General features: G+C 67.4%; 29 protein-coding genes and 4 tRNA genes. 10 read left to right on the top strand and 23 right to left on the bottom strand.

What is annotated here, in order from left to right:
• Positions 1–126 precede the first annotated feature (126 nt).
• The 14 genes from pdxT to KTR9_RS12215 all read right to left on the bottom strand — a co-directional run bounded on the left by pdxT (position 127) and on the right by KTR9_RS12215 (position 13,293).
• The gene (pdxT, locus tag KTR9_RS12280; RefSeq protein ID WP_014926610.1) at positions 127–747 is read right to left on the bottom strand and encodes a pyridoxal 5'-phosphate synthase glutaminase subunit PdxT; all 621 of its coding nucleotides are present in this window, start codon (positions 745–747) and stop codon (positions 127–129) included.
• Positions 744–1,598: an acyl-CoA thioesterase gene (locus KTR9_RS12275; protein WP_014926609.1), complete on the bottom strand. Its 855-nt coding sequence runs from the start codon at positions 1,596–1,598 to the stop codon at positions 744–746. Before KTR9_RS12275 ends, pdxT begins: the two co-directional genes overlap by 4 nt.
• A 63-nt stretch (positions 1,599–1,661) precedes the next feature.
• Positions 1,662–2,150, bottom strand: a complete 489-nt coding sequence (locus KTR9_RS12270; protein ID WP_010840933.1) for a helix-turn-helix transcriptional regulator — start codon at positions 2,148–2,150, stop codon at positions 1,662–1,664.
• A gap of 172 nt (positions 2,151–2,322) precedes the next feature.
• Positions 2,323–3,090 carry an FHA domain-containing protein gene (locus KTR9_RS12265; RefSeq protein ID WP_010840932.1) on the bottom strand — a complete coding sequence of 256 codons (768 nt, stop codon included), beginning with the start codon at positions 3,088–3,090 and terminating at the stop codon, positions 2,323–2,325.
• A gap of 11 nt (positions 3,091–3,101) precedes the next feature.
• Positions 3,102–3,968 carry a PP2C family protein-serine/threonine phosphatase gene (locus tag KTR9_RS12260; RefSeq protein ID WP_010840931.1) on the bottom strand — a complete coding sequence of 289 codons (867 nt, stop codon included), beginning with the start codon at positions 3,966–3,968 and terminating at the stop codon, positions 3,102–3,104.
• Between the two features lie 131 nt (positions 3,969–4,099).
• On the bottom strand, positions 4,100–5,011 hold the full coding sequence (gene pdxS / locus KTR9_RS12255) for a pyridoxal 5'-phosphate synthase lyase subunit PdxS (RefSeq protein WP_010840930.1): 912 nt from the start codon (positions 5,009–5,011) through the stop codon (positions 4,100–4,102).
• A 94-nt stretch (positions 5,012–5,105) separates the two neighbouring features.
• Positions 5,106–5,651, bottom strand: a complete 546-nt coding sequence (locus KTR9_RS12250) for a hypothetical protein (protein WP_010840929.1) — start codon at positions 5,649–5,651, stop codon at positions 5,106–5,108.
• Positions 5,651–6,775, bottom strand: coding sequence for a glycosyltransferase family 4 protein (locus KTR9_RS12245; RefSeq protein ID WP_010840928.1), 1,125 nt, complete (start codon positions 6,773–6,775; stop codon positions 5,651–5,653). The genes KTR9_RS12250 and KTR9_RS12245 overlap by 1 nt, the downstream gene beginning before the upstream one ends.
• 46 nt (positions 6,776–6,821) lie before the next feature.
• A complete protein-coding gene (locus tag KTR9_RS12240) occupies positions 6,822–7,745 on the bottom strand; it encodes a phosphatidylinositol mannoside acyltransferase (RefSeq protein ID WP_014926607.1) in 924 nt (307 codons plus the stop codon).
• Positions 7,742–8,461 carry a phosphatidylinositol phosphate synthase gene (gene pgsA, locus KTR9_RS12235; RefSeq protein WP_044506577.1) on the bottom strand — a complete coding sequence of 240 codons (720 nt, stop codon included), beginning with the start codon at positions 8,459–8,461 and terminating at the stop codon, positions 7,742–7,744. Before pgsA ends, KTR9_RS12240 begins: the two co-directional genes overlap by 4 nt.
• A 95-nt stretch (positions 8,462–8,556) precedes the next feature.
• Positions 8,557–9,120, bottom strand: coding sequence for an HIT family protein (locus tag KTR9_RS12230; protein ID WP_004018806.1), 564 nt, complete (start codon positions 9,118–9,120; stop codon positions 8,557–8,559).
• The gene (thrS, locus tag KTR9_RS12225; protein ID WP_014926605.1) at positions 9,113–11,206 is read right to left on the bottom strand and encodes a threonine--tRNA ligase; all 2,094 of its coding nucleotides are present in this window, start codon (positions 11,204–11,206) and stop codon (positions 9,113–9,115) included. Before thrS ends, KTR9_RS12230 begins: the two co-directional genes overlap by 8 nt.
• Positions 11,207–11,327: 121 nt before the next feature.
• On the bottom strand, positions 11,328–11,852 hold the full coding sequence (locus KTR9_RS12220; RefSeq protein ID WP_014926604.1) for a TIGR02611 family protein: 525 nt from the start codon (positions 11,850–11,852) through the stop codon (positions 11,328–11,330).
• A gap of 43 nt (positions 11,853–11,895) precedes the next feature.
• Positions 11,896–13,293, bottom strand: coding sequence for a glycosyltransferase 87 family protein (locus tag KTR9_RS12215; protein WP_083888964.1), 1,398 nt, complete (start codon positions 13,291–13,293; stop codon positions 11,896–11,898).
• Positions 13,294–13,441: 148 nt separating this feature from the next.
• Here KTR9_RS12215 and KTR9_RS12210 point away from each other — a divergent pair, with 148 nt between their 5' ends.
• Positions 13,442–13,981: a hypothetical protein gene (locus KTR9_RS12210; RefSeq protein WP_014926602.1), complete on the top strand. Its 540-nt coding sequence runs from the start codon at positions 13,442–13,444 to the stop codon at positions 13,979–13,981.
• 46 nt (positions 13,982–14,027) lie between these two features.
• Here KTR9_RS12210 and KTR9_RS12205 read toward each other — a convergent pair whose 3' ends face one another.
• Genes KTR9_RS12205 through KTR9_RS28270 form a run of 3 tightly spaced genes read right to left on the bottom strand, consistent with a single transcriptional unit; the run spans position 14,028 to position 14,955 of the window.
• The gene (locus KTR9_RS12205; protein ID WP_014926601.1) at positions 14,028–14,357 is read right to left on the bottom strand and encodes a hypothetical protein; all 330 of its coding nucleotides are present in this window, start codon (positions 14,355–14,357) and stop codon (positions 14,028–14,030) included.
• Positions 14,358–14,368: 11 nt separating this feature from the next.
• Positions 14,369–14,722 (bottom strand): hypothetical protein, encoded by a 354-nt coding sequence (locus KTR9_RS12200; protein ID WP_148281186.1) that lies wholly within the window; start codon positions 14,720–14,722, stop codon positions 14,369–14,371.
• Complete coding sequence (locus KTR9_RS28270) at positions 14,719–14,955, bottom strand: DUF732 domain-containing protein (RefSeq protein ID WP_443134922.1); 237 nt, start codon at positions 14,953–14,955, stop codon at positions 14,719–14,721. The genes KTR9_RS12200 and KTR9_RS28270 overlap by 4 nt, the downstream gene beginning before the upstream one ends.
• 392 nt (positions 14,956–15,347) lie before the next feature.
• Between KTR9_RS28270 and KTR9_RS12195 the strand changes: the two genes are divergently transcribed.
• Positions 15,348–16,106, top strand: coding sequence for a GTP pyrophosphokinase (locus KTR9_RS12195; RefSeq protein WP_014926600.1), 759 nt, complete (start codon positions 15,348–15,350; stop codon positions 16,104–16,106).
• Between the two features lie 77 nt (positions 16,107–16,183).
• Here KTR9_RS12195 and KTR9_RS12190 read toward each other — a convergent pair.
• Positions 16,184–16,255: transfer RNA gene (locus KTR9_RS12190), tRNA-Val, on the bottom strand.
• Between the two features lie 253 nt (positions 16,256–16,508).
• On the opposite strand from KTR9_RS12190, the gene KTR9_RS12185 reads away from it, so the two are divergent.
• The 3 genes from KTR9_RS12185 to KTR9_RS12175 all read left to right on the top strand — a co-directional run bounded on the left by KTR9_RS12185 (position 16,509) and on the right by KTR9_RS12175 (position 16,773).
• Positions 16,509–16,581 (top strand) — tRNA-Gly (locus tag KTR9_RS12185).
• Between the two features lie 22 nt (positions 16,582–16,603).
• Positions 16,604–16,677, top strand: a tRNA-Cys gene (locus KTR9_RS12180).
• Between the two features lie 21 nt (positions 16,678–16,698).
• Positions 16,699–16,773 (top strand) — tRNA-Val (locus tag KTR9_RS12175).
• Between the two features lie 202 nt (positions 16,774–16,975).
• On the opposite strand, the gene KTR9_RS12170 is transcribed toward KTR9_RS12175, so the two are convergent.
• Both KTR9_RS12170 and KTR9_RS12165 read right to left on the bottom strand, forming a co-directional pair.
• The gene (locus KTR9_RS12170) at positions 16,976–17,308 is read right to left on the bottom strand and encodes a hypothetical protein (protein WP_044506573.1); all 333 of its coding nucleotides are present in this window, start codon (positions 17,306–17,308) and stop codon (positions 16,976–16,978) included.
• Between the two features lie 396 nt (positions 17,309–17,704).
• Positions 17,705–18,211 (bottom strand): hypothetical protein, encoded by a 507-nt coding sequence (locus KTR9_RS12165; protein ID WP_014926599.1) that lies wholly within the window; start codon positions 18,209–18,211, stop codon positions 17,705–17,707.
• A gap of 236 nt (positions 18,212–18,447) precedes the next feature.
• Here KTR9_RS12165 and KTR9_RS12160 point away from each other — a divergent pair, with 236 nt between their 5' ends.
• From KTR9_RS12160 to KTR9_RS12140, 5 genes are all read left to right on the top strand, one after another.
• Positions 18,448–18,702 (top strand): hypothetical protein, encoded by a 255-nt coding sequence (locus KTR9_RS12160; protein ID WP_044506569.1) that lies wholly within the window; start codon positions 18,448–18,450, stop codon positions 18,700–18,702.
• A gap of 1 nt (position 18,703) precedes the next feature.
• On the top strand, positions 18,704–19,204 hold the full coding sequence (locus KTR9_RS12155; protein ID WP_044506567.1) for a hypothetical protein: 501 nt from the start codon (positions 18,704–18,706) through the stop codon (positions 19,202–19,204).
• A gap of 60 nt (positions 19,205–19,264) precedes the next feature.
• On the top strand, positions 19,265–19,621 hold the full coding sequence (locus tag KTR9_RS12150; protein ID WP_044506564.1) for a hypothetical protein: 357 nt from the start codon (positions 19,265–19,267) through the stop codon (positions 19,619–19,621).
• Positions 19,622–19,688: 67 nt separating this feature from the next.
• Entirely contained in the window at positions 19,689–20,033 is a 345-nt protein-coding gene (locus KTR9_RS12145) for a hypothetical protein (RefSeq protein ID WP_044506562.1), read from the top strand.
• Between the two features lie 126 nt (positions 20,034–20,159).
• Complete coding sequence (locus KTR9_RS12140) at positions 20,160–20,339, top strand: hypothetical protein (RefSeq protein ID WP_044506559.1); 180 nt, start codon at positions 20,160–20,162, stop codon at positions 20,337–20,339.
• A gap of 193 nt (positions 20,340–20,532) precedes the next feature.
• Here the strand turns inward: KTR9_RS12140 and KTR9_RS12135 are convergent, their stop codons facing one another.
• The 3 genes from KTR9_RS12135 to KTR9_RS12125 form a co-directional block, all read right to left on the bottom strand.
• Positions 20,533–21,366: a phage major capsid protein gene (locus KTR9_RS12135; RefSeq protein WP_014926598.1), complete on the bottom strand. Its 834-nt coding sequence runs from the start codon at positions 21,364–21,366 to the stop codon at positions 20,533–20,535.
• Between the two features lie 183 nt (positions 21,367–21,549).
• Positions 21,550–22,083: a hypothetical protein gene (locus tag KTR9_RS26530; RefSeq protein WP_049942590.1), complete on the bottom strand. Its 534-nt coding sequence runs from the start codon at positions 22,081–22,083 to the stop codon at positions 21,550–21,552.
• Positions 22,076–22,381 (bottom strand): hypothetical protein, encoded by a 306-nt coding sequence (locus KTR9_RS12125; RefSeq protein ID WP_044506557.1) that lies wholly within the window; start codon positions 22,379–22,381, stop codon positions 22,076–22,078. The genes KTR9_RS26530 and KTR9_RS12125 overlap by 8 nt, the downstream gene beginning before the upstream one ends.
• Between the last annotated feature and the right edge of the window lie 597 nt (positions 22,382–22,978).

Below are 22,978 nucleotides of genomic sequence, written 5' to 3'. Positions count from 1 at the left end.
GTGCGGCGGGCCGCGGCCCGCATCCGGCGCATTCCTGGCTCTACTCGGTCGCCCTGTCGGTTGGGCGCCCTGGTGGATTGTTCCCGGCGTGCCGGGCTCGTGGTCTACCGCTGGTTCGGCACGATCTTACCGACGCACCATCTCCACGAAGTATTCATGTACGCGCCGGTCGCCGGTCACCTCCGGGTGAAACGACGTCGCGAGCACGTTCCCCTGGCGGACCGCGACGATGCGTCCGGCCGCCGGGCCGTCGGGAATGCGCGCCAGCACCTCGACCTCGGGGGCGATCGTCTCGACCCAGGGCGCACGGATGAACACCGCGCGCATGGGCGCGGCGCCGTCGGTGTCGGTGATGCCGGTGAACTCGAGGTCGGTCTCGAAGCTCTCCACCTGGCGACCGAATGCGTTGCGCCGCACGGTCACATCGAGGGCATCGAGATGTCGTGCGTCGGGCCGCGTGTCGAGGATCGTGGACGCGAGCATGATCATGCCGGCGCACGACCCGTAGGCCGGCAGTCCGTCGGACAGCTTTTCCGCCAGCGGGTCGAACAGATCGAAGATGCCGAGCAGCTTGCTCATCGTCGTCGACTCACCGCCGGGGATGATGATCCCGTCGATCTCGTCGAGTTCGGCCGGGCGTCGGACGGCCACGGCGTCGGCGCCGGCCGCCTCGAGCGCGAAGACGTGTTCGCGCACGTCGCCCTGCAGGGCGAGGACCCCGATGCGCGGTCGGCTCCGCCCGCTCACCGATCGGTCCGCGCGTGCTGGTCGGCCGGCATCGCGCGGCCGGTGCGGGCCAGCCCCTCCTGGGTGACCGCGGCGACGAGCCTGCCCCGGATGTCGAAGATCCGTCCCTGGGTCAGCGCTCGGCCCGACCCCGCCGACGGCGACGTCTGGTCGTAGAGCAGCCAGTCGTCGGCGCGGAACGGCCGCATGAACCACATCGCGTGGTCGAGCGAGGCGACCTGCGGGTTGGACTCCGGGTGCGGCACCCGCGAAGACCCGAGGAGGGTCATGTCACTCATGTAGGCGAGGGTGCCGACGTGGAAGACGGTGTCGTCGGGCAGCCGGTGGCGGTAGCGGAACCACACCCGTTGCTGCGCAGCGAAATACGATGACGTGACCATCTTCTCCCGCGGCACGATGCGCAGGTCGAAATTGGCCCACTCCTTGAACACCGCGCGTTCCTCCGCGCCCAGTTCGTCCAGGCGGTCGTTCAATTCGTCGGGTTGCGGCGCGGGAGGCATGCGGTCCTGATGCTCGTAACCCTCGTCGGTGCGGACATGGAACGACGCGGACATGGTGAAGATCGCCTCACCGTTCTGAACGCCGGTCACCCGCCGGGTGACGAACGAGCGCCCGTCCCGGATCCGGTCGACGAGGAACACCGCCGGGCGGTCCGGGTCACCGGGACGCAGAAAGTAACCGTGCAGGGAATGGACGTCGAACTCCTCGGACACCGTTCGGGTCGCCGACATCAGCGACTGTCCGGCGACCTGTCCGCCGAAGGTCCGCCGGAGATGGCTCGGGAACGCACCGCCGCGGTAGATGTCGGTCTCGATCTGCTCGACCTGGAGTATGTCCTCGATGGCTGCCACGCAGACCAGTATCGCGCACGACCCCGGTGGGGACTCCCCTGCCCACCGAAGCGCAGGCGACGATCAGAGCTCGTCGAGCGTCATGATCCCGTCCTGGATGGCCCGGGCCACCAGCGACGCCTTCGTCGGGGCCGGACGGCCGATCTCGGCGTACTTCGCCCGGATGCGGGTGAGGTGGGTGTTGACCGTGCCGAGGGAGATGTAGAGCTCCTGTGCCACAGCGGGTTTGGAATCGACCAGCATCCAGGTGCGCAGGACCTCGACCTCGCGCGAGGTGAGATTGGGCTTGGCCCGATCGACCGATGACGCTGCCACCTCGGGGATCTCGGCGGCGGGCACGGTGACCGCCCGGTGCAGGTGGGGATGTCCCGGACGATGTCCGAGTGCCAGCGGCTGACCCGCGCGCGACGGCTGGATCTGGTGGCCGGGCAACGGCATCCGGCGGGCTGCGAGACGCGCCAGTGCTTCCTTCCGGCGCGCGATGGCCTCCGCATCGCGACGAGCGCTGACCGAGCGCAGGTGCTGGGGGGCCTGGTGGGCGATCGCAGTCATGTGTGCTTCCTCTTCACTCATTGTCTTCCGGTGGTCACCCGGGTTGTCCCGGCGATGAGATGAAGATTATGAGCTTTCGCCCGGGTGGTCGATGGGGAGAACTCCCCTACCCGTGGGGAGAACTACCCACCACGAAACCGCAGGTCAGACGGGTAGTGATGAGACACCGGACTCAGCCGGCGGCGTTGCGTGCCGCCTCGGCGTCGATGAGCGGGAGATCCTCACGGGTGACGATGCGCGACGACACCGCGTACTCCACGAGTTTGGTCCGGCGGTTGCTGGCGAGTTTGCCACCCCCGCCGCGCATTCCGCTCACCCCGAGTTGATCGAGTTTGTCGCAGACGTTGTCGAGCTTGCGATTGAACTTGGTGAGCGGCCACCCCAGCCGGCGGGCCGCCTGCGCCGACGACGGGATGGCACTCGCGCCGGTCCCCTCGCGTCGCAGGATCTCCTCGGCCAGCACGATGATCAGCAGCTTCTGACTCTCGGTGAGGGTCGGCACCCCCTGCGTGGTGTGTCCCCCGCTGTATTCCGGGCGCGTCACCGACTTCACCTGGGGGGCGCGGGCGAACAGGCTCAGCTCGTAGGTTGTGGGGCCGGCGGTGAAGACGATGGTCGTCTCACCGAAAACCAGCGGCATCCGCGCACCGGGGCCCAGCGTCGCCGAGAACCCGACGTCGCCCGCCGACACGCTCGCCGACAGATGCGTACCCAGGTTGGTGAGCCACCACAGCCCGTTCTCGTTGTGGATCACCAGGAATCGCCGGTGCAGGTAGGGATTGTCGTCGATCGACAGATCTGCCTCGCGCCCGATGAAGAACCGGCGGTCGGCGTCGAGGGCGATGCGCTCGCCGCAGTACTCGACGTAGGTCGCCCCGGCATCGAGCGCGGCGTCGCCCGGTTCTGCGGGGGTCGCGGCTCGGTCCTGCCCCGTGGTCATCAGCTCTCCGATCAGCTCGGGTCGGGGGCCGGTGCCTGTCCGGCGGCCTCTCCCGGCGCCGAATCGTCGAGCGCGGGCATCGTCAGGGTCGGTACCGACTCGTGGACGGTCACGACGATCACGGTGACGTTGTCGTGTGCGCCGAGTGCCAGCGCGGCGTCGACGAGTCGCTCGGCCGCCTGCTGGGAGTCGGCCGCGTTGCGCAGGATGTCACCGATCTCCTCGTCGGGCAGCTCTCCGGTCAGGCCGTCGGTGCACAGCAGCAGCACGTCGCCGGGGAAGGCCGGCGTGCTCGAGTAGTCGGCCACCGGGTCGACCATGCCCGCCCCCAGCGCACGGGTGATCACGTTGCGGCGCGGGTCGGTTCGGGCCTGCTCGGGGGTGAGGAAGCCGGCGTCGATGAACTCCTGGACCTGAGAGTGGTCGGTGGTGAGCTGGTTGAGCGACCCGTTCTGGAAGCGGTAGGTCCGCGAGTCGCCGATGTTGAGCACCAGCCAGTGGGGGCTCTGCTCGTGGGTGACGAGCACGATGCCGGTCGCGGTGGTGCCCGCGCGGCGCTCGGTCTCGGTGTCGATCTCGCCGATGCGGCGCTGGGCGGCGAGCAGCAGGTCGTCGAGTTGCAGCTGAGTCGCCTTGAGGTCGCCGGCGCTGGTGGCCTCCGACAACGTGAGCAGTGCCGCCTCGCTGGCCAGTTCACCGCTGTCGTGTCCGCCCATGCCGTCGGCGAGCAGGTACATCCCCGGCAGCGCGAGAGCCGCGTCCTCGTTGGTCTCCCGGACTCGCCCCACGTTGCACGCGGCCGACCACTCGAGCCGCAATTCACCCACGATGTGTGTGCCCGAGACCGAGGCGTCTCGAACGATGGTCGCCGCATCCATGATCAGCAGATACTACCGCCGCGGAGCCCCTGACCCGCTACGCATGTCGACTGTTCGGTCTCGGGCGTGTTGGGCGGGGGCGCCGCGGCGGACGGCGGTCCGTCTGACCACCTACGATCTGGTCGCGATCCTCACCAGCCGCGCTCGGCGAGGCGGTGCGGCTGCGGGATGTCGTCGACGTTGATGCCGACCATCGCCTCGCCCAGACCGCGCGAGACCTTCGCGAGCACGTCGGGGTCGTCGTGGAAGGTGGTGGCCTGCACGATCGCCGCGGCGCGCTGTGCGGGGTTGCCCGACTTGAAGATCCCCGATCCCACGAACACGCCCTCGGCGCCCAGTTGCATCATCATCGCGGCGTCGGCCGGGGTGGCGATCCCGCCTGCGGTGAACAGCGTGACCGGCAGCTTGCCGGCCTCGGCCACCTCGACGACGAGGTCGTAGGGCGCCTGCAACTCCTTTGCCGCGACGTACAACTCGTCTTTCGGCAAAGACGTCAGCCGGCGGATCTCGTCGCGGATCTTGCGCATGTGCGTGGTCGCGTTGGACACGTCGCCGGTGCCGGCCTCACCCTTCGAGCGGATCATCGCCGCACCCTCGGTGATCCGGCGCAGGGCCTCACCGAGATTGGTCGCACCGCACACGAACGGCACGGTGAAGGCCCACTTGTCGATGTGGTTGCTGTAGTCGGCCGGGGTCAGGACCTCGGACTCGTCGACGTAGTCCACACCCAGGCTCTGCAGGATCTGCGCCTCGACGAAGTGACCGATGCGGGCCTTGGCCATCACCGGGATGGACACCGCGGCGATGATCCCGTCGATCATGTCCGGATCGCTCATCCTGGACACGCCGCCCTGTGCGCGGATGTCGGCGGGCACCCGCTCGAGCGCCATGACCGCGACCGCACCGGCGTCTTCGGCGATCTTCGCCTGCTCGGGGGTCACGACGTCCATGATCACGCCGCCCTTGAGCATCTCTGCCATGCCGCGCTTGACCCGGGCCGTGCCCTGGCCGACCTCGGGGACGGTCGCGCCGTTGTGACTCACTGAAGATCTCCTCGTGTCGCAGTCTCGACCTGCCGCGATCGCAGCGGCGGTACCCCACCAGTCTAGGTGAGGGGCCGATCGCCCCTGACGAGGGTCAGTCCGCCTGGCCTGGGGTGACGCGCTCGATGATCTCGAAGTACTCCGGGGGCGTCGCGTGTCCGCCGAGCCGCAACCACCGGACGGGCCGGCGTTGCGCGAGAGCCCGGGTGTCGCGCACGGCGTCGTTGTAGAAACGGCGCGCCATCATCACCCGTGTCTCGGCGTCGGCGAGTTCGACGACGAGCGCTGCGGACCGACGATTCGGGTCGGTCCGCGCCAGTGCGGCCGACACGGCGTTCTCGGCGTGCTCCCTCTCCGACGGTGCCGCACGCTCGGCCAGGTCGGCCAGGAGCGCCAGTTCCCGCGCCTGCGCGGCGACGTCGTCACCCGCGGACCTGCGGTATCCGGCGGTCCCCTCGCCCGCGATCATCTCGGCGGACACGGCACGCACGACCACCGCGCGCCGGTCGAGGCTGGATTCGAGCGCCTGGCGGGCCAGGTCGACCCGCACGTTGAGGCGGTCGAGTCGATTCGCCGTGTGGTAGGCCCAGCCGATCACGAGCAGCACGGCCACCACGCCGAGAACGATCCAGGTGGCCATCAGTCCGACACCACGACGGGGCCGGCGCCCACGGTGACGGTGTCGTAGACCCGGAGGATCTGATCGGCCACCCGCGACCAGTCGTACCTGTCGGCGCGCACCCGCCCGGCGGCGACGAGATCCTCGCGTGCCTCCGGATCGGCGAGGAGCTCGACCAGACCGGCGGCGAGCTGGTCCGGAGAGCCCGTCTCGACCAGCCGACCCGCCCGGCCGTCGTCGAGAACCCGGCGGAAGGCGTTCAGTGAGCTGGCGATCACCGCCGCCCCGGCCGCCATCGCCTCGACCAGGACGATGCCGAAGCTCTCGCCGCCCAGATTGGGGGCGCAGTAGACGTCGGCGGAGGCCAGCGCCCGCGCCTTGGTCGCGTCGTCGACCTGTCCGAGGAACACGAGGTGCTCGGCGAGCGCCCCCGCCCGTCGGCGCAACGCTGCCTGATTGCCGCCGCCGACGACGAGGACTCGCACGTAGGGGAACTTCTCCACGACCGAGGGCAGCGCGCGCATCAGCACGTCGATGCCCTTGCGTGGTTCGTCGAAGCGACCGAGGAACAGGATCGTCCCTCCGGGGTGCGGATAGCCGTCGAGGGGCTCCGCGTCGGCGAAGGACGAGACGTTGATGCCGTTCGGGATCTCGACGGCATCCGAGCCCAGCGACTCCATCTGCCACCGGCGCGCGAGCTCGGACACGGCGATCTTGCCCGCGATCCGCTCGTGATAGGGCCGCAGGATCCCCTGGAAAGCGCTCAGCCACAACGACTTCGAGGTGGCCGTGTGGAACGTGGTGACAATGGGACCCGACGCCACCATCAGCGACAGCATCGAGATGCTCGGCGAGTTCGGTTCGTGGACGTGCAGGACGTCGAAGCCGTTCTCGGCGACCCAGCGGCGCATTCGCAGGTAGCCCTTCGGGCTGAAGTTCACCCGGGAGACCGACCCGTTGTACGGGAGCGCCAGCGCCGGCCCGGCCCGGACGACGTACTCCGGGAGTTCGGTGTCGCGGGCGGCCGGGGCGAGCACACTCACCTCGTGACCACGGTCGAGGAAGACGTCGGCGAGTTCGGTGACGTGGGCCTGGACCCCGCCGGGCACATCGAAGGAGTAGGGGCAGATCATCCCGATTCGCATGGCACTCCCCTGGTCGTCGTTCCCGAATCCCGATCGTCCCCGCCGATCACGGTGGCGGTCCGTCCTGCTCCACACGGCCGCGCTGCCGGTCGGTCCAGTCCGCTTCCCAGAGCGGCTGCAGCATGTGCCAGTCCGTGGGGTGTGCGGCGATGTTGACCGCGAAGGCGTCGGCGAGCGCCTGCGTGGCGGACTCGATGCCGCCGGAGGTGTCGATCGGCTCGCCGCAGCTCATCCGGGAGTAGGGCGCCTCCTCGAACCAGTGATGGGCCGGCAGCAGCGCTGCGCCGGTCTCGATCGCCAGCCGCGCCGACCCCGCAGGCATCCTGGTTCGCCCGCCGAAGAAGGTGACCGGCACCCCGTGCCGGGCGATGTCACGCTCGCCGAGCAGGCACACGATGCCGCCGGCGCGCAGCCGATCGGCCAGGCGTCCGAAGGGAGGCTGCTCGCCACCGCTCAACGGGAAGATCTCGAAGCCGAGCGACTCCCGGTAGGCGACGAACTGGTCGAACAGCGACTCCGGCTTGAGTCGTTCGGCGACGGTCGCGAACCTGCCGTAGTGGTGGACCAGCCACACACCGGCCATGTCCCAGTTGCCCGTGTGCGGCAGGGCCAGGACCACACCCTTGCCGCGGGCCACGGCAGCATCGAGCCGAGCCCGGTCCGGCGCGGGGAGCGTGACGGTCGATGTGACGGTCGCGCGATCCTGTGCCGGCAGCCGGAAAGCCTCGCACCAGTAGCGCGCGTACGAGCGCATCGCGTCGGCGACGAGGTCGTCGGGAACCTGCGCGGGTTCGACGCCGAGGACACGGGCGAGATTGCGCCGCAACTGATCCGGACCGCCGCGACGGCGTCCCGCATAGGCTCCGGCACGGTCGAAGACAGCCCGCGCCGCCCGCTCTGGTGCCCATCGGACCGCGGCCCAGCCCGCCCGGTACCCGAGGTCGGCCGCCAGCGCGCCGAAATCGGTCATCGTTGTCCCGCAGGTGGGTTCTGTCCGCCCGAGCCGGCCGGCGGGTCGGAGTCCCCGAGGTCGGTACCGGTCTCGGCGGTGTCCCCGGGTTTCGGGGTGATCGGGATGAGGTCGCGCGCACCCGGCGACTGGGCGATCGACCACATGCGCTGGCCGACGGTGATCACGCTGGCGATCGCGAGAAACCACATCGCGACATGTACGGCCCACCACAACCCGAGACCGGTGAGCCCGGTGCCGACGAGCACGATGATCAGCCGGTCGGGCCGTTCGATGAGACCGCCGTCGCCGTAGAGGCCACTGGCCTCCGCGCGGGCCTTGGCGTAGGAGATGACCTGCGAGGTCACCAGACAGATCAGGGTCGCGACGAGCAGCAGGTGATGGGGTTCGGTGACCGCGCACCACCACGCCAGCCCCGCGAAGATGGCACCGTCGGCGACGCGGTCACAGGTCGCGTCCAGCACCGCGCCGAATCGCGTACCTCCACCCCGGGCACGCGCCATCGCCCCGTCGAGCATGTCGAACATCACGAACAGCCAGATGACCAGCGTGCCCACGAACAGATGGCCCATCGGGAACAGCGTGAGCGCGGCCGCGACGCCGGCGAGCGTGCCGATCACCGTCACCGAGTCCGGCGTGAGTCCGGTCCGCAGGAGCGCCCGACCCATCGGGAGGGTCACCTTCGAGACCGACGCCCGACCCAGAATGCTCAGCATCGCGGAGTTCCTCCCCCATCTCGCCGTGCGTCGCACCCCGACGCTTCCCGGTCATCCATCGTCTGACATCGCCTCACCCGATCACGCCGCGTACGTCAGTCACCCAGACGTTGCCACGCGTCGGCCAGCAGTCCGCGGGTGTCCCGGAGCAACTGCGGCATGACCTTCGTCTCGCCCACGATCGTGATGAAATTCGCGTCACCCATCCACCGCGGCACGATGTGCTGGTGGAGGTGCTCGGACAGCGAGCCACCCGCCGCGTAGCCGAGGTTCAGACCGACGTTGAAGGCGTTCGGGTTCGACACCGACTTGATGGTCCGGATCATCCGCTGGGTGAACGACATCAGCTCGGCCGATTCGGTGGCGGTCAGGTCCTCGAGGTCGGCGACCTGCCGGTACGGCACCACCATGGTGTGCCCCGGGTTGTACGGGTACAGGTTCAGCACCGCGTAGACGGCCTCGCCGCGCGCCACGATGAGGCCGTCCTCGTCCGACATGGTCGGGATGTCGAGGAACGGGTGCCCGGTCTTCTCCGCCGGCTGCGGGTCGGCGATGTAGGTCATCCGGTGCGGACTCCACAACCGCTGCAGGCGATCGCCGACGCCGACACCCTCGTCCCGGATCTCGCCGGGCGCGTCCCCGAACGCGGCGTCACTCATCGAGTGCCCCCGCCACCACGACCGTCTCCACGTCGCCCAGGGCGGTCTCGATCAGCTCCTTGGTGGGCGACTCGTTGCGCCTGCTCCGAACCCACTCGACGAGCACGGACACCGCGTCGGCGACCGGCACACCGTTGACCTGGGTGCCGTCGCGGAAGCGGAAGCTCACCGCGCCGGCCTCGACGTCGCGTTCGCCTGCCAGCAGCATGAACGGCACCTTGCCGGTGGTGTGGTTGCGGATCTTCTTCTGCATCCGGTCGTCGGAGTTGTCGACCTCGGCACGGATTCCGGCGGACGCCAGCGAATCGACGACCCCCTGCAGGTGCCCGGCGAACGTCTCGGCGACCGGGATGCCCACGACCTGGACCGGCGACAACCAGGCCGGGAATGCACCGGCGTAGTGCTCGGTCAGGACACCGAAGAAGCGTTCGATGGAACCGAACAACGCGCGGTGGATCATCACTGGGCGGTGCTTGGCTCCGTCGGAGGCGGTGTACTCGAGTTCGAAGCGCTCGGGCAGGTTGAAGTCGAGCTGGATGGTCGACATCTGCCAGGTACGGCCGAGTGCGTCGCGCGCCTGCACCGAGATCTTCGGGCCGTAGAAGGCCGCGCCGCCGGGGTCGGGGACGAGATCGAGCCCGGACGCCTGCGCGACTTCGGCGAGGGTCGCCGTCGCCTCCTCCCACGCCTCGTCGGACCCGACGAACTTCTTCGGGTCCTTGGTGGAGAGCTCGAGATAGAAGTCGTCGAGGCCGTAGTCCTTGAGCAGGTCGAGAACGAACTGCAGCGTCGAGGTCAGCTCGTCGCGCATCTGCTCGCGCGTGCAGTAGATGTGCGCGTCGTCCTGGGTCATGCCGCGCACGCGTGTCAGACCGTGGATGACACCGGACTTCTCGTACCGGTACACCGCGCCGAACTCGAACATCCGCAGCGGCAGTTCGCGATATGAACGGCCCCGACCACGGAAGATCAGGTTGTGCATCGGGCAGTTCATCGGCTTGAGGTAATAGTCCTGCCCGGGTTTGCGAACCGCCCCGTCCTCGTCGTACTCGGCGTCGACGTGCATGGGCGGGAACATGCCGTCGCGGTACCAATCGAGGTGTCCGGACACCTCGTAGAGGTGCGACTTGGTGATGTGCGGCGTGTTGACGAAGTCGTATCCGGCCGCGACATGGCGGGCACGCGAATAGTCCTCGAGCTCCTTGCGGATGATGCCGCCCTTGGGGTGGAACACCGGCAGGCCGGACCCGAGTTCGTCGGGGAAGCTGAACAGGTCGAGTTCGGCGCCCAACTTGCGGTGGTCGCGCTTCTCCGCCTCGGCGAGCAGTTCGAGATAGGCGTCCTGGGCTTCGACGGACTCCCACGCGGTGCCGTAGATGCGCTGGAGGTCGGCGTTGTCCTGGTCACCGCGCCAGTAGGCCGCCGAGCTGCGGGTCAGCTTGAAGGCCGCGATGTACTTGGTGGTCGGGACGTGCGGCCCGCGGCACAGATCGCACCAGATGCGTTCGCCGGTACGAGGATTGAGGTTGTCATAGACCGACAGTTCGCCACCGCCGACCTCCATGACCTCGGCGTCGTCGGCGGCGCCCTTGTCGTCGATGAGCTCGAGTTTGAACGGCTCACCGGCCAGCTCGGCACGGGCCTCGTCCTTCGACGCGTACACCCGCCGCGAGAATCGCTGACCCGACTTGATGATCTGCTTCATCTTCTTCTCGAGGGCGGCGATGTCCTCGGGTGTGAAGGGTTCGGCGACGTCGAAGTCGTAGTAGAAGCCGTCCTTGATCGGCGGACCGATGCCGAGCTTGGCCTCTGGGAAGAGCTCCTGGACCGCCTGTGCGAGAACGTGTGCGGACGAATGCCGGATCACGCTGCGGCCGGCCTCGGTGTTCGCGGCAACCGGTTCGACGTCGGTGTCGGCGTCGGGTGCCCACGACAGGTCGCGTAGATCGCCGTCCGCGTCACGGACGACGACGATGGCCTCCGGCCCCTTGTTGGGGAACTCGGCCTCGCGCAGTGCGGTGCCCGCGGTCGTCCCAGCCGGCACACGGATCGTGGCGGGGCTGGTCACCTGGACGTCGTCGGGCACGGGGGCGCTCCTAGGGTCGGGGCGGACACGCGAAGACGCGTCCGGGTCGGGACGTTTGCGACTCTGATGGTATCCGCGCCGCGTCGTCGTGGAGTGCACCCCTACCTTGTGGCCCTCGCGATCAGCCGAAGACGGGACTCGCCAGCCAGCTGTAGTCCAGGCCCACCCAGCCGGCGACGGTGTGCAGGGCTCCGAGCAACCACAGGGTCGCGATCACGATCGCGCAGGTGCCGAGCCAGAAGATGGCCTGCACCGACCAGTGCTGGCGGCCGATCCATTCCATCCAGGCGTCGTACTTGGCCCGCGCGAACTTCAGCAGCCGGTGCGCCCACTCGAACTCGGACGACAGGATTCCCAGCCCGAGGAACACGATGAGCCATCCGGGGCCCGGGTACGGGATCGCGAGGATGCCGCAGAGCAGGACGATCGTGCCGATGGTCCCGACCGCGATGCGGTAGATGCCGTGCCAGCGAGGGTTGCTGCGCACCACGAACCGACGGTGGCGTGCGAGGATTCGCAGGCGGTGCCGGCGGGATCCGCGGTCGACCTCGGCGCGCCCGGCAGCAGGATTCGACGATTCGCTGCGCGCCGGGTCCGGTGTGGAGGTCTCGTTCACTCCGGACTCGCTCGCCCCCGGTGTCGGCATCGTCTCCCACCCTGTTCGTTCGGCCCGGAAAGTGACGTCCAGGCTACGCGATGACAGCGGCGTCCTCCGGCGCCGGCAGGCTCGGCGTTCGACGGCGACGCCACGTGAGCGCGGCGTCGATCAGCGTCGCGGACACCGTGACCGCGAGCAGAAGCGGATAGCACCCGGAGTACAGCACGACGAGCACGTCGTCGACGATGGAGCCGTTCGGGTCGCGCGGCATCATGAACAGCCCCAGGGCGATCGCGTGATCCGACGTCAGGTAGGGCCCGCTGTCCCACCAGTGCCGCCACCAGGTGAACGTCAGGGCGACCACGCCCATCGGAGCAAGCCAGTACCACCACGCGCCCGTCGTCCTCCCCCGCCTCATGGCCAGGTCGAGCGCGACGATGAACAGGGGCACGCACCAGACCCAGTGGTGCCCCCACGCGAAAGGCGAGACCGCACACATCGTCATCCCGACGATCGTCGCCGCGAGAAGGTCGCGTGACTCGCGATGAGCGAGGACCGCGGCGAGCAACCCCAGACCGGCGACGATCAGCGCGAGCGGCAGCCACAGCCACGTCGGCGCCACGAAGACGGGCCCGCCGGGCGCGCGCTCGGCAAACCGTCCGATGTCGAAGTGGGCCAGCAACTGGGACGCGAATCCGCGCACCGACTGGTTGGCGGGTGAATCCGCCCGGCCGATGCGGTCCGTGTCGGCGAGGTGACGGGTCCAGTAGGCCCACGAGTCGGCCGGAACGATCAGGAATCCGATCGCCACGGTCGCCGCGAAGGTCGCCACCGCGGTGCCGGCCGCACGCCATTGCCGGGTCACCAGCAGGTAGACGACGGCGAACAGCGGCGTCAGTTTGAGTCCGGCGGCGACTCCGATGGCCACCCCGCGCCACTGTGAGCACCTCCCGAGAAACACCAGGTCGGTCAGGATCAACGCCATCACCAGAAGGTTGACCTGGCCGAGCCAGATGGTCGTGCGGATCGGCTCGAGGGCGGTCGACCCGATCGCGACCAGCACGGCGAACACGCCGAGACGCGCATCGAGTCGGTAGTTCAGGCTCCGGAGACTCATCGCGACGACGCCCGCGAGCGCGGCGAAACCGATTGCCCACCAGACTATTCCGGCCATGGTCTCGGTGAGCAGAGCCAGCGGGACGAAGACCAGTCCGGCGAACGGCGGGTAGGTGAAGTGCAGACGCCACAGGACAGGGGCGTCGTACAGCGGTGCGGCGTCGAGCACGGTGGCGGCGCCCGCCCGGTAGACGCGGACGTCCGTGGCGTTCTCGAACAGTCCGTAGAACGGGTTGGTGATGGGGAATGCCGCGATGTGCCAGGCGATCACCGTGATCGCGATGACGGCCGCGACGACGATCGCCGCCGTCGACACCGATGCGGGCGCAGGGCGTGACGACTCCGGCAGTTCGACGGCAGTCCTCGCGGCCACGCGGCGAGAGTACGCCCGAATTGTGACATGGCTCACGCGAAACGCCGCGGGAAGCGGTCGGTTGTTCGGCAGACAGTCGGGTTCCGACGGTTCGGGGCGGGCTACCGTTGATCCCGGTGGGTGACGAGATCACCTTGGGGACGACACCATGCCACCGAAAGCGCCCTGGACACTCGGGCCGGCACTCGCTGCGGCGACTCTGACACTGGCCGTGGCCTGCACAGACAACGGCATCGAGCGGGCCGCGATGACGCGCGCCACCTCGTCGAGCCCCGTCGACGGTCCGGCTAGACCGATTCGCATCGCGGTCGAGACCCCGTCCGACGTCGTGCGCCCGCGGATCGACCTCTGGCCGCTCCCCGACGACGCCGCCCTCAGGCCCGAGCAGCGCCGCGCCGCCGAGGCACTCGTCCGTCTGTCGTCGGGGAGCGACGGTGAGAAGCTCGCGCAGCGGTCCGCATGCCGTGTACTGAGCGACGTCCAGTCACCGCCCCTCGACGCCTCGGGGTGGCGGGTACGGATCGTCGCCACGGACACGATGCAGTACGGCCACGCGCTCCTCGCCGCACCGCAGCAACGCGCCGCCGACGATGCGGTCGTCGTGTTGGGACGACTTCTTCACGACATCGACACGGTGGCGGGGCGGCCTTACCGGCCCGTGTTCGTGCAGGGCTGCAGTCCTTATTGAGCTCGACCGATCGCCGCGCCGCACCCACGGAACACCGGTGCGGCAACTACCACTGCCACCGCAAACCGGCGCTGTTCGACTGCCGGCACGTGGCGGTGCCGTCGGTTTGATACACCATCGCGCGAGCACCGAGTTTCGGGCAGGGGGTGCCGATACGGACCTTGGGCGCACGGGTTACGGCGTAGCTGCGCCAACCAGCTACTTCGGCGGAGCAGTACAGCGTGCCGTCGGCGGAGTCCATGCCGTACTCGTGCTGATAGCAGGGTCCGCCTTCGCGCTGAACCGAAGACGGCGCCGCCGACGCCCCGCCGACGCCGGCCACAGCGCCGATGACCGCTGCTGCCATGACTATTCCGGCGACGGACTTTCTGGCCATCAGTGATCTCCTCAGAAATTCTCGTAGCGATATGCGTGGCGAGGACAGAGGTCCTGGGTCGCGTAGAGCAAGAACAGTCGCTGTTCGTAAGCGGGCTGGTAGCTGCCGTCAGGGTTGTAGAAGACCCGCTCGGCAATCTGAGTGTCCGCATGTCGGTCCATGACGCCACAGGCCCGGTAGCCGCCTACAACCATTTCCGCGTCAGTGGTGTAGCGACTGTTCGGCCACGCTGCAGTGGGTAGGGTTCGCGCCTTGTTGACGAAAGCCTGCTCGGCGACAGTGATGGCGGACGATTGCCCGGTACCGACGAGCAGCCCCGCACCCAGTGCCATCGTGGCCAGCATTCCGGTGATGAGTCGTTTCATCGGCAGAGTTCTGTCTGCGCGGCGGTGACGACCATGGCGGAGTTCTCCTTGCTGAGAAACAGTCCATCCGCCGCGTACAGCGCGTGGGCGATGGACGATGACGAACGGCCGGTGTCCAACTGACCGCACACCCAGTAGCCGGTATGAAGCGCGTCGTCAGCCGTGGTGAAACGTCGGCTACAACCGCCGGCGCCGTCGCCGGGATAGTCGAAGCACGACGCCGCTCCGGGGATTGTTGTGTAGATCCCCTGCGACTGCAGAATGGCGAGATAGTCGCCGCGCGATGCCGAGGCATCACCGGCACCGAACGCGACAACGACAGCCGATGTGAGCGCGGCGACTCCAGCAAGCCAGCCAGCGTGTGGTCATGTCTGTCTCCAAGCGTCCGCCTGCAGCCGTGAGCCACCGATCGCTACAACTGCCGCCGCATCGTATCCATCCGCGGTGCCGAAACTTGAGGTCGATGGCTTTGTTCATCCGATCAATCGAACGCCGCACTGCAGCGTGGATGCCGTCCGCCATTGCGCTCGACCGGTCGCGGCGCCCATGGAACGGTCCGGGCTTCTATGGTCGGTGGTCGGTGGTCGATTGTGTGTCCACCGGTACGTGTACCCGCGGAGGAGCGATGACAGTATCCAGCGACAGTCCGATCGACCGGGAGATCCTCGACCATCTGGCCCACATGCGGGACGACCTGACCCGGTTTCAGATGGAGTACCAGTTCGCGGTCGACGAGATCCTGACCAAGGTGACCATCCTGCGTACGGAGTTCCTCCACCTGCACCACTACAACCCCATCGAGCACGTGACCTCGCGGGTCAAGACACCCGAGAGCATCCTCCGCAAGGCCATGCGCAAGGGCATCTCTCCTGACCTGCCCTCGATCCGCGCACAACTGACCGACATCGCCGGCATCCGCGTCACGTGCAGCTTCATCGCGGACACCTACCGAATCCTGGAGACCCTGACCTCACACGACGACATCCGGGTCATCGAGATCAAGGACTACATCGCGGCGCCCAAACCAAACGGCTACAAGAGTTTGCACGCGATCGTCGCGATCCCGGTGTTCCTGTCCACCGGACCCGTCGAGGTCGTGGTCGAACTCCAGATCCGGACTGTGGCGATGGACTTCTGGGCCACGCTGGAGCACAAGATCTTCTACAAGTACGACGGCCGTGTCCCGGACCATCTGTCGGCGGAGCTCGCCTCGGCGGCCCGCACGGCGAACGAACTGGATCAGCGGATGGAGCGGCTGCACGCCGAGGTTCACGGCGACACGACCGGTTCGGCGCGGGGCCCCATCGACGACGACGTGATCCGGTATCTCCGGCAGCACTCGTCCACACCGGAGATAGCGGAAAGTCGTCCGGAGTCGTCCTGACCGTAGGTGCCGAACCGCGGAAGCGCCCCCAACGACAAGAGCCTCACCGGGAATTCGGCGAGGCTCTTGTCGTTCGGTGGTCCCGGCTGGGATCGAACCAGCGACCTTCCCGGTGTGAACGGGACGCTCTTCCACTGAGCCACGGGACCGTGTCGGGCGCCTCTTGTCAGTGCCAGGGGCGCCTGTGCACGAGCCAGAAGATTACACGGGTTGCGCAGAAGTCCCAAATTCCAGCGGTGGGCCATGTCACTGCATGGCGATCTGCACCCGCGGGTGAATCACACGCTGCGGATTCGCTCTCGCCCGCGCCTCTGACCAGGCGATTTGGATAGTTCGGAAACCATCGCGTAAGTTTCTCTTCGCACCGCGAGCAGCAAGATCCACAAGATCGCTCGTGGGCATGCGGATGTAGCGCAGCTGGTAGCGCATCACCTTGCCAAGGTGAGGGTCGCGGGTTCGAATCCCGTCATCCGCTCGGCGCGAGTCGACTCGCATCTGGTGGTGTGGCCGAGTGGTGAGGCAACGGCCTGCAAAGCCGTGTACACGGGTTCGATTCCCGTCGCCACCTCCAACGCTGCACAATTCCATACCCGCGCGATTAGCTCAGTGGGAGAGCGCTTCCCTGACACGGAAGAGGTCACAAGTTCAATCCTTGTATCGCGCACCATAGTTAGTGCAGGTCAGCCCCGGTTTACGCCGGGGCTTTTCTGTTTTGTGAACTCAGCGTGAACTGTGGTCTTCCGTTCCAACCAGAACGGCCCCGGTCGGTGCTACCAACACCGAGCCAGGGCCTTGGACAGAACGGACAGGACCCGCTCGTGACCATGCGATTGATTCTATCGGTGTGCGCTACTGCGCTCGCGCTATACCTACTCCCCCTCGGCGTGTTCCACGCCTGCTTCGCGCATGGGCTGGTACGCCGGATGAGCGCCCTTCATCTTCGAGTTGATGCCGTCCGCTCGGCCATGCGTGACCGGGATGTCGACATGGCCCGGGACCTGGCGGAGCTGATCGAACTCGACGTCGACGAGGTGCGTTCCCAGCTTGCCGGCAGTACCCCACCATCCGCGGCCCTCATCGCCGGCGTATCTCACCATCTCGCGATGCCGCTCGACTCCTTCTTGGACGTCGCGCCCTGATCTGACGATCTGCCCCGTCGGTGTAGTGCCGTTCGACTCGGCACCGGGGTACTTGGTCGTCATCGCAGAGCCCGACCTTAACCAGCCTGCTCCCCGTAGCCCAGTCGTACGCCGGGGACGTGCGCCACCCCTCGCGACTTCGCGAATCGAGAGCCGGTGCCACATGGTTACCGCCTTGCCTTCGGGTCAGGTGGCAATCGGTCGTGGCCTGACGCGATAGGTAGGCAAGGTTCGTGGGACGTCCGGGATGGGGTTGAGCTCCTGCCACCCGTGGGTGCCCGTTGGCTGTGCACGAAACTCCTGCGACAGCCCTACCGCGGTCGACGTAGCATCGACCCCATGTCCGACCAGAACGAGAACCGAGCCAACGACACCGAGCACCAAGAGCGGGTGCTGGAGGCCGCCATTCAGACCGCCGAGTGGTCGGCCGAGCTTAACCGACGCCTCCAGTAGCAGACTTCACCAGAACGGCCACAGCGCAACTATCTGACCGATGATGGTCGCGACGATGCCCAGCAGGGCGATCGTCACATCGCGTGCGCCGACCGTCCTGGCTTCTTCACTACGTCGCCTCAACTCGTCATCGGTGTAACTCCTTGCCCGCGCCTCCGCTTCGCTAATCTGGCGTCCGAGTTCGGCGTCGCGCAATGACAGTCGCCAACGTTGGCCGTCTGCTTCCGCCATGCCGTTTCGCAAGTCGCGAACCGCTTCCTCGATCTGGTCGAGCTTGTCTTCGACGGCGCCTCGGAGCCTGAACTGCACTACGACACCCGCGTGACTCTCGAACGTTGCGGTCGCTGATGCATCCAGTGCCACGTTCGCGTCGCGCTTCCTCGGGAGGCCGAAGTACTTCGCGATGACCTCCCGCACGTCACGCACGACGAGACCCAGGCCGACGAGAGTCGCGATCGACCCGAGTATCTGAATCACCGCACCGAAGATCTGCCAGCTGGTCATGTTTGCCATGGACTGAGTATTAACGGCGTATCGCGGGAGTCTCAGGTTTCTTGTCTAACAGCACCTGAAAACCTCGGCGCGAGGCCGTCACCAGAGTGCTGCGTGCCGGGTAGCACGACCGGGGCAGGGGGCTCCCTCCCCCGGTTGACCTGCGGAAGTAGTTGCGCGCCACGAGTTTTCGTGCGTACGGTGTGGAGGTCGGCGGTTCTCGCCAACCCTTCCCACCACCTTCGCCTGGAGGCGTCATGTCCTTTGCTGCCCACCACCCGGTCGACTCGGCCACCCGCACCTGCTGCCGTGGCATCGGCGCCCACGTCCCGAACTGCGACGCCTACCTCGGCCAGCTCCACGACTTGGCCGAGACCCTCATCGATGCCACAGTGCGCGCCGAGTTGGTCGGTGCCATATGGGAGCTGGAGGATGCCATCGACTACGCGCCGGAACTGGTCTCAGATCACCTTGGAGCGGTCGAGGCGCTTGTCGCACGGTTGGTTCGCTGACGTGGCAACAGCATTCGTCGAGAGGGTGAAGGCGAGCTTCTATGCCGAACGCGATGCCCAGCTCGACCGCGCCGAGGCGTACGCGATCGGTTACGACCGCGAGCTGGCCGCGTTCTTCGAGGAGGTCGAGCCCCGGATTCTGTACAAGGACATCCTCGTCCGGGTAGCGGCCGAGGTCCGCGCCGAGCGTGCTGCCGAGCGTACCGAGCTGGAGTTCTGGCAGCGCGCCGAGGCCGAGCACTTCGCCACGTACGTCGACGATGCGATGACCGAGGTCGTCATCGAGGACTCCGCCCAGCTCTTCCGCACCCGCCTACTCGCGGCCGTGTGGTCGGCCGTGCAGCGGCCACGCCGTGTGGTCGGTGTGCCGGCTGCACGCCGACCGATCGGTGGAGTCTCGCGAGGAGTGCCGGCCGACCGATGCCCGCGGGCGGGTGGCCGTGTGGGTTTCGATGGCGTGGCTGACCGCGATCGGTCAGGTGGCCGAGGACCGCCCGCCTGAGGATGCGCCAACCACCTACCCACTTCCACCTATCGCCCCCACTACCTGGAGGTCTCCACCATGTTCGCTGTCATCTTGTTCGCCGCACTGATCCTGGTCCTTGTAGTCTCGGCGTCGTCGCCGGAACCGCACCCCTCGTCAGGGTGCTCCCGCGTTACCCACCGCCCGCGACTCGGTGAAAGCCTGGCCGCACGCCGCGAGGCCGCGGAGCTGAGCTACATGGACCGGTTGTCGTCGCTGTCGCTGAAGGAGGCCCGCGAGGAGTTGGCCCGGCTCACGGCGCGCTACGACGAGGCCGAGAAGGACGAGGACCCGTACGAGCGGTTCATCCAGATCCGCAACGACCTCGGGTCAGCAGTCCGGTACTACGAGCACTGCATGGGACGGCGGGTGGCGGTCACGGCTATTGCCGCGTGAGCCCCGGGCGACAGTCAGCCACCCGACACCCACTCACTCCCACCATGGTTCTGGAGGTCTCCCGCCAATGCTCGCCGTCATCTGTCTCGCATCCCTGCTCGTCCTACTTGTAATCACGCCGTCATCTCCGGCGACGCAACGCTCCCCGTGGGACCGCACCCGCGGCCGCGTGGGCGAGAGCGCCCAGCAGCGCCGGCACCGTGTCGAGCGCGCATACGTCGACACCTTCACCCGCGAGCGCCGCGACCATGCGCTACTCCGAGTCCGCGACCTGGAGCGGCAAGTGCGCGAGGCTCTCGACGACGAGGATGAGTTCGAGCGGCTATGGCCCCGGCACAACGAGCTGAAGCAGGCTATCGCTGACTATGAGACGTGCGTCGGTCGGCGGATCGACTTCATCGCTGCCTGCTGAGACGCCGGCACGCAGGTCCTTGTTGCATGTCTCGAATGTGTTGCGCACCTGAGTATTTGGGTGGTCTACTGTTCCCGGCGTCCGACGACAACAGATCGGGCGAAGTAGCAGGATGGAACAACCGCGATGATGACCACAGACCTCGCCCCAGTCATAGCCGATGCCCTCGGGCAGCAGCTCACCGTTTCGACCGAGATGGTCGACGGTTGCCCGCTCATCGTGCTGGAGCGGGGCGGAGACATCGTTGCCGACCTGGAGCCGGCACAGGCACTCGCGCTCGCACATACGCTACTCGAGGCCTGCTGACTCACCTGCGCAACAGAAAGACCCCGGCACCTTGGAGTAGGTGTCGGGGTTCTTAGTGAAAAACATTCTTATACAACAGAACCCGGCGCCTCGGCATGTCTAGCAAGGCGACGGGCTCTGTTGTTCCTGAGGACCCCCGACCGACGCGTCGGTCGGGGCTTCCGCGTGTGACTGGCACGCGGGAAGTCTGAGGCTATGCGGCCACGGTGAGCGATCCGATCGCCTCCGGAGCCGGGAATGCGATCGCGAAGCGGGCGACGGCGCGGACAGATGTCCGGTCGCTGGAGAAGGCCGCGTCTGTCGAAGTGACCAGTTCAGCGTCCTGTCGTACTCCGAGGATCACCATGGTGGAGTCCCAGATGTGGATGCGGTTCTCTTCGACGTGCTTGCTGACCAAGATGTTCAGGCCAGCGACCCGGTACCCGTTCGCAGCGGTCGCGTCGGGCTGCAGGAGGTCGCGGTTTGAACCGGCAGACTCCTTGAGGACCGCCAACCGGGCGAACACGGCCGGCGTGGCGACCAGGACGTCGGGGCTGTAGCCGGACGCTTGCACCTGGGCGATCAACGCCTTGATGTCGTCCAAGTTCGCGAGGTCGCTGGTGTCTGCGAGTGCCTGGGTGCCGACGACGCTTTCGATGCCCGCGGGGCCATGTTCGGTTGTTGCTCCGAACGCGGCGAGGTCGAGCTGGGCGGCGATCTCGCGAGCTGCACCGTTGCCGATGAGGTCGAGAGTGCCGGGGTTGCCGTCAGCGACGAGCTCATTCGAGAGGAAGGTCAGCGACTTGATTGCCTTTGCCGGCGCGACGATCTCACCAATCACGGCATCGGAAACGCCGATCTCGGTACCTTCGGCGGTCCAGGCCGCCGATCCGTCCTGCACCTTGGGGATGCGGAGGTTGGCGGAGGCGAAGGGCATCTGGGTCGCAGCCTGAGCGAACACCGACGCCTTGAGGGCCGGTTCGATGACATAGCCGGCTACTTCGTCGGGCTTGAGTGCGCCGGGGTTGACGCTGCGAATCATACTCATTGTGAGTCCTGTTGTTTCAGAGTGGTTCTCGCCCTTGCACTATCGCGGCGGCTACTGCCTGCCGAAAACCTCGCTGGCGATCGGGGGTCTGTGACGGGGAGCGGGAGGAATCGCGGTCCCGCTCAACCCGTCACTGATAATTCTCCCCAACCTGCACATTCTGCGCCAGGGCTTTCGAGGGGGCTACCGCTTCAACATCTTCGACCAACCGGGAGACTTGGCCGGGGTGAGCCTGGGCGGATTCGCGAACTGGCCGGACTGCTGGTAGGTGCCCCGAACTGTCGGCTGCACCTTTCCGAGACCTGGGCGAACAGCGAGTTGTTCAGCCACGGCGGCGGCGACGAGTTCGGCGGACACCTGGCCGTCATCGTCCAGGAGCGCCGCGAGGTCGACGCCACCGAGAGCCGGGTCGAGAACATCTGCCGGTTGCGCGAGGTCGGCCGCAAAGGCCGCGACCTGGGATCGTTGCGCAGCTTCCAGGCGCGCCGTGACGGTCGCGAGTTCGCCTTCCGCAGCCTGGGCTCGACGACGGTACTTGCGGGCCTCCAGCTCGTCACCAGCCGGGTCGTCAGTGCCATCGGTTGCGGGGTCGTCGGTCGGGTCCGGTGCCTGCCGCGCATTTTGGCCGGCATCGGAGTCGGCCGGTGGGGTCGGTTCGCCGGCATCACCTGCCCATGCGGCGCCACCTGTGGTGGAGGTCGTGGTCGTGTCAGTCATGGGTGCGTCCAATCGGTTCGAGGGTCTTAGCGTCGTGGAACGTGAGTTGTCGAAGGCCGCCCGTCCAGCGGATTCGGGCGACGGGGCGGGGCCGGTCGGGGTCGAGGTAGCCGAGATGGGTCAGGATGCCGGCCTCGATGTCGGTGGCATCGCGGCGAACAACGCGGTGTTCAATATCGGCGTGCAACCGCGAGTCCATGTGGTGCTGTATCCCGGTCGGGTAGTCGCGGAAGGTGATGGGGCCGCGTCTGTCGTTCGGCATGTACTCGTGGGCGTCGAGGGTGGAGTAGTCAATCATCGTGCGGCCTCTAGTGCCGCCACCCTGTTGTCGAGACGGTCGACTACGGCCTGGAGCGCGCCGACGTGTCGGGCGGTTTCCGCCTGAAGACGGGACAGGTCATCGAGGGCAAGAATGATGTCGGCGTGGAGCTGAACAACGCGATCGCGCAGCCGGCCAAAGTGGTCAGGTGGGTTCTCGGACAATGGTTTCACTTTCCGGGGAGAGCGTCACCGCGTGGTGACTGAGGAGGCATCCGTGGCAGTCACGGCCGGGACGATGGGAGTTCGCGGCGGCAGCTGAGGTGGTCAGGTACAGGAAGGCTGTGCGTGTGGGCCAGCAGAGGACCGCCGCGCCGGCCTCACGTCGCAGAAGGGGCGAGCCCTGGACCTTGAATCCGCCGGTCGCACAGCAGAGCCAACGTGCAATGTTGCGGTGACTCCCGTCGCAGCGGCACGTGGTCCAGATCGGAGAGGTGGTCAGCACGGGGCACTTCCGACGGGACTCGCGACCTCGCAACTGATGCAGCGGTCGAGGCTCGACATGGATGCCGGGAGCAGAGGGTTCGAGCATCCCTCGGTGGCGCACGTCCTCGGGCCTATGGCGGCCGTTGCCGGG

It is taken from the genome of Gordonia sp. KTR9 (genome assembly GCF_000143885.2).
Lineage (GTDB): Bacteria > Actinomycetota > Actinomycetes > Mycobacteriales > Mycobacteriaceae > Gordonia.
Note: the sequence above shows the minus strand (reverse complement) of the source record. Positions and strands in the feature narration are given on the sequence as shown.

Bases quoted from the DNA above. Each gene is read 5' to 3' on its own strand.
- KTR9_RS12220 (WP_014926604.1), bottom strand. From the start codon at position 11,852: ATGCCGACACCGGGGGCGAGCGAGTCCGGAGTGAACGAGACCTCCACA.
- KTR9_RS12160 (WP_044506569.1), top strand. From the start codon at position 18,448: ATGTCCTTTGCTGCCCACCACCCGGTCGACTCGGCCACCCGCACCTGC.
- KTR9_RS12140 (WP_044506559.1), top strand. From the start codon at position 20,160: ATGATGACCACAGACCTCGCCCCAGTCATAGCCGATGCCCTCGGGCAG.
- KTR9_RS26530 (WP_049942590.1), bottom strand. From the start codon at position 22,083: ATGACTGACACGACCACGACCTCCACCACAGGTGGCGCCGCATGGGCA.
- KTR9_RS12260 (WP_010840931.1), bottom strand. From the start codon at position 3,968: ATGGATGCGGCGACCATCGTTCGAGACGCCTCGGTCTCGGGCACACAC.
- KTR9_RS12210 (WP_014926602.1), top strand. From the start codon at position 13,442: ATGCCACCGAAAGCGCCCTGGACACTCGGGCCGGCACTCGCTGCGGCG.
- KTR9_RS12170 (WP_044506573.1), bottom strand. From the start codon at position 17,308: ATGACGACCAAGTACCCCGGTGCCGAGTCGAACGGCACTACACCGACG.
- KTR9_RS12230 (WP_004018806.1), bottom strand. From the start codon at position 9,120: ATGAGTGACGCCGCGTTCGGGGACGCGCCCGGCGAGATCCGGGACGAG.
- KTR9_RS12165 (WP_014926599.1), bottom strand. From the start codon at position 18,211: ATGGCAAACATGACCAGCTGGCAGATCTTCGGTGCGGTGATTCAGATA.
- KTR9_RS12195 (WP_014926600.1), top strand. From the start codon at position 15,348: ATGACAGTATCCAGCGACAGTCCGATCGACCGGGAGATCCTCGACCAT.
- KTR9_RS12135 (WP_014926598.1), bottom strand. From the start codon at position 21,366: ATGAGTATGATTCGCAGCGTCAACCCCGGCGCACTCAAGCCCGACGAA.
- KTR9_RS12265 (WP_010840932.1), bottom strand. From the start codon at position 3,090: ATGACCACGGGGCAGGACCGAGCCGCGACCCCCGCAGAACCGGGCGAC.
- KTR9_RS12150 (WP_044506564.1), top strand. From the start codon at position 19,265: ATGTTCGCTGTCATCTTGTTCGCCGCACTGATCCTGGTCCTTGTAGTC.
- KTR9_RS12270 (WP_010840933.1), bottom strand. From the start codon at position 2,150: ATGACTGCGATCGCCCACCAGGCCCCCCAGCACCTGCGCTCGGTCAGC.
- KTR9_RS12240 (WP_014926607.1), bottom strand. From the start codon at position 7,745: ATGACCGATTTCGGCGCGCTGGCGGCCGACCTCGGGTACCGGGCGGGC.
- KTR9_RS12205 (WP_014926601.1), bottom strand. From the start codon at position 14,357: ATGGCCAGAAAGTCCGTCGCCGGAATAGTCATGGCAGCAGCGGTCATC.
- KTR9_RS12250 (WP_010840929.1), bottom strand. From the start codon at position 5,651: ATGGCCACCTGGATCGTTCTCGGCGTGGTGGCCGTGCTGCTCGTGATC.
- KTR9_RS12145 (WP_044506562.1), top strand. From the start codon at position 19,689: ATGCTCGCCGTCATCTGTCTCGCATCCCTGCTCGTCCTACTTGTAATC.
- pgsA (WP_044506577.1), bottom strand. From the start codon at position 8,461: ATGCTGAGCATTCTGGGTCGGGCGTCGGTCTCGAAGGTGACCCTCCCG.
- KTR9_RS12245 (WP_010840928.1), bottom strand. From the start codon at position 6,775: ATGCGAATCGGGATGATCTGCCCCTACTCCTTCGATGTGCCCGGCGGG.
- KTR9_RS12125 (WP_044506557.1), bottom strand. From the start codon at position 22,381: ATGATTGACTACTCCACCCTCGACGCCCACGAGTACATGCCGAACGAC.
- KTR9_RS12200 (WP_148281186.1), bottom strand. From the start codon at position 14,722: ATGAAACGACTCATCACCGGAATGCTGGCCACGATGGCACTGGGTGCG.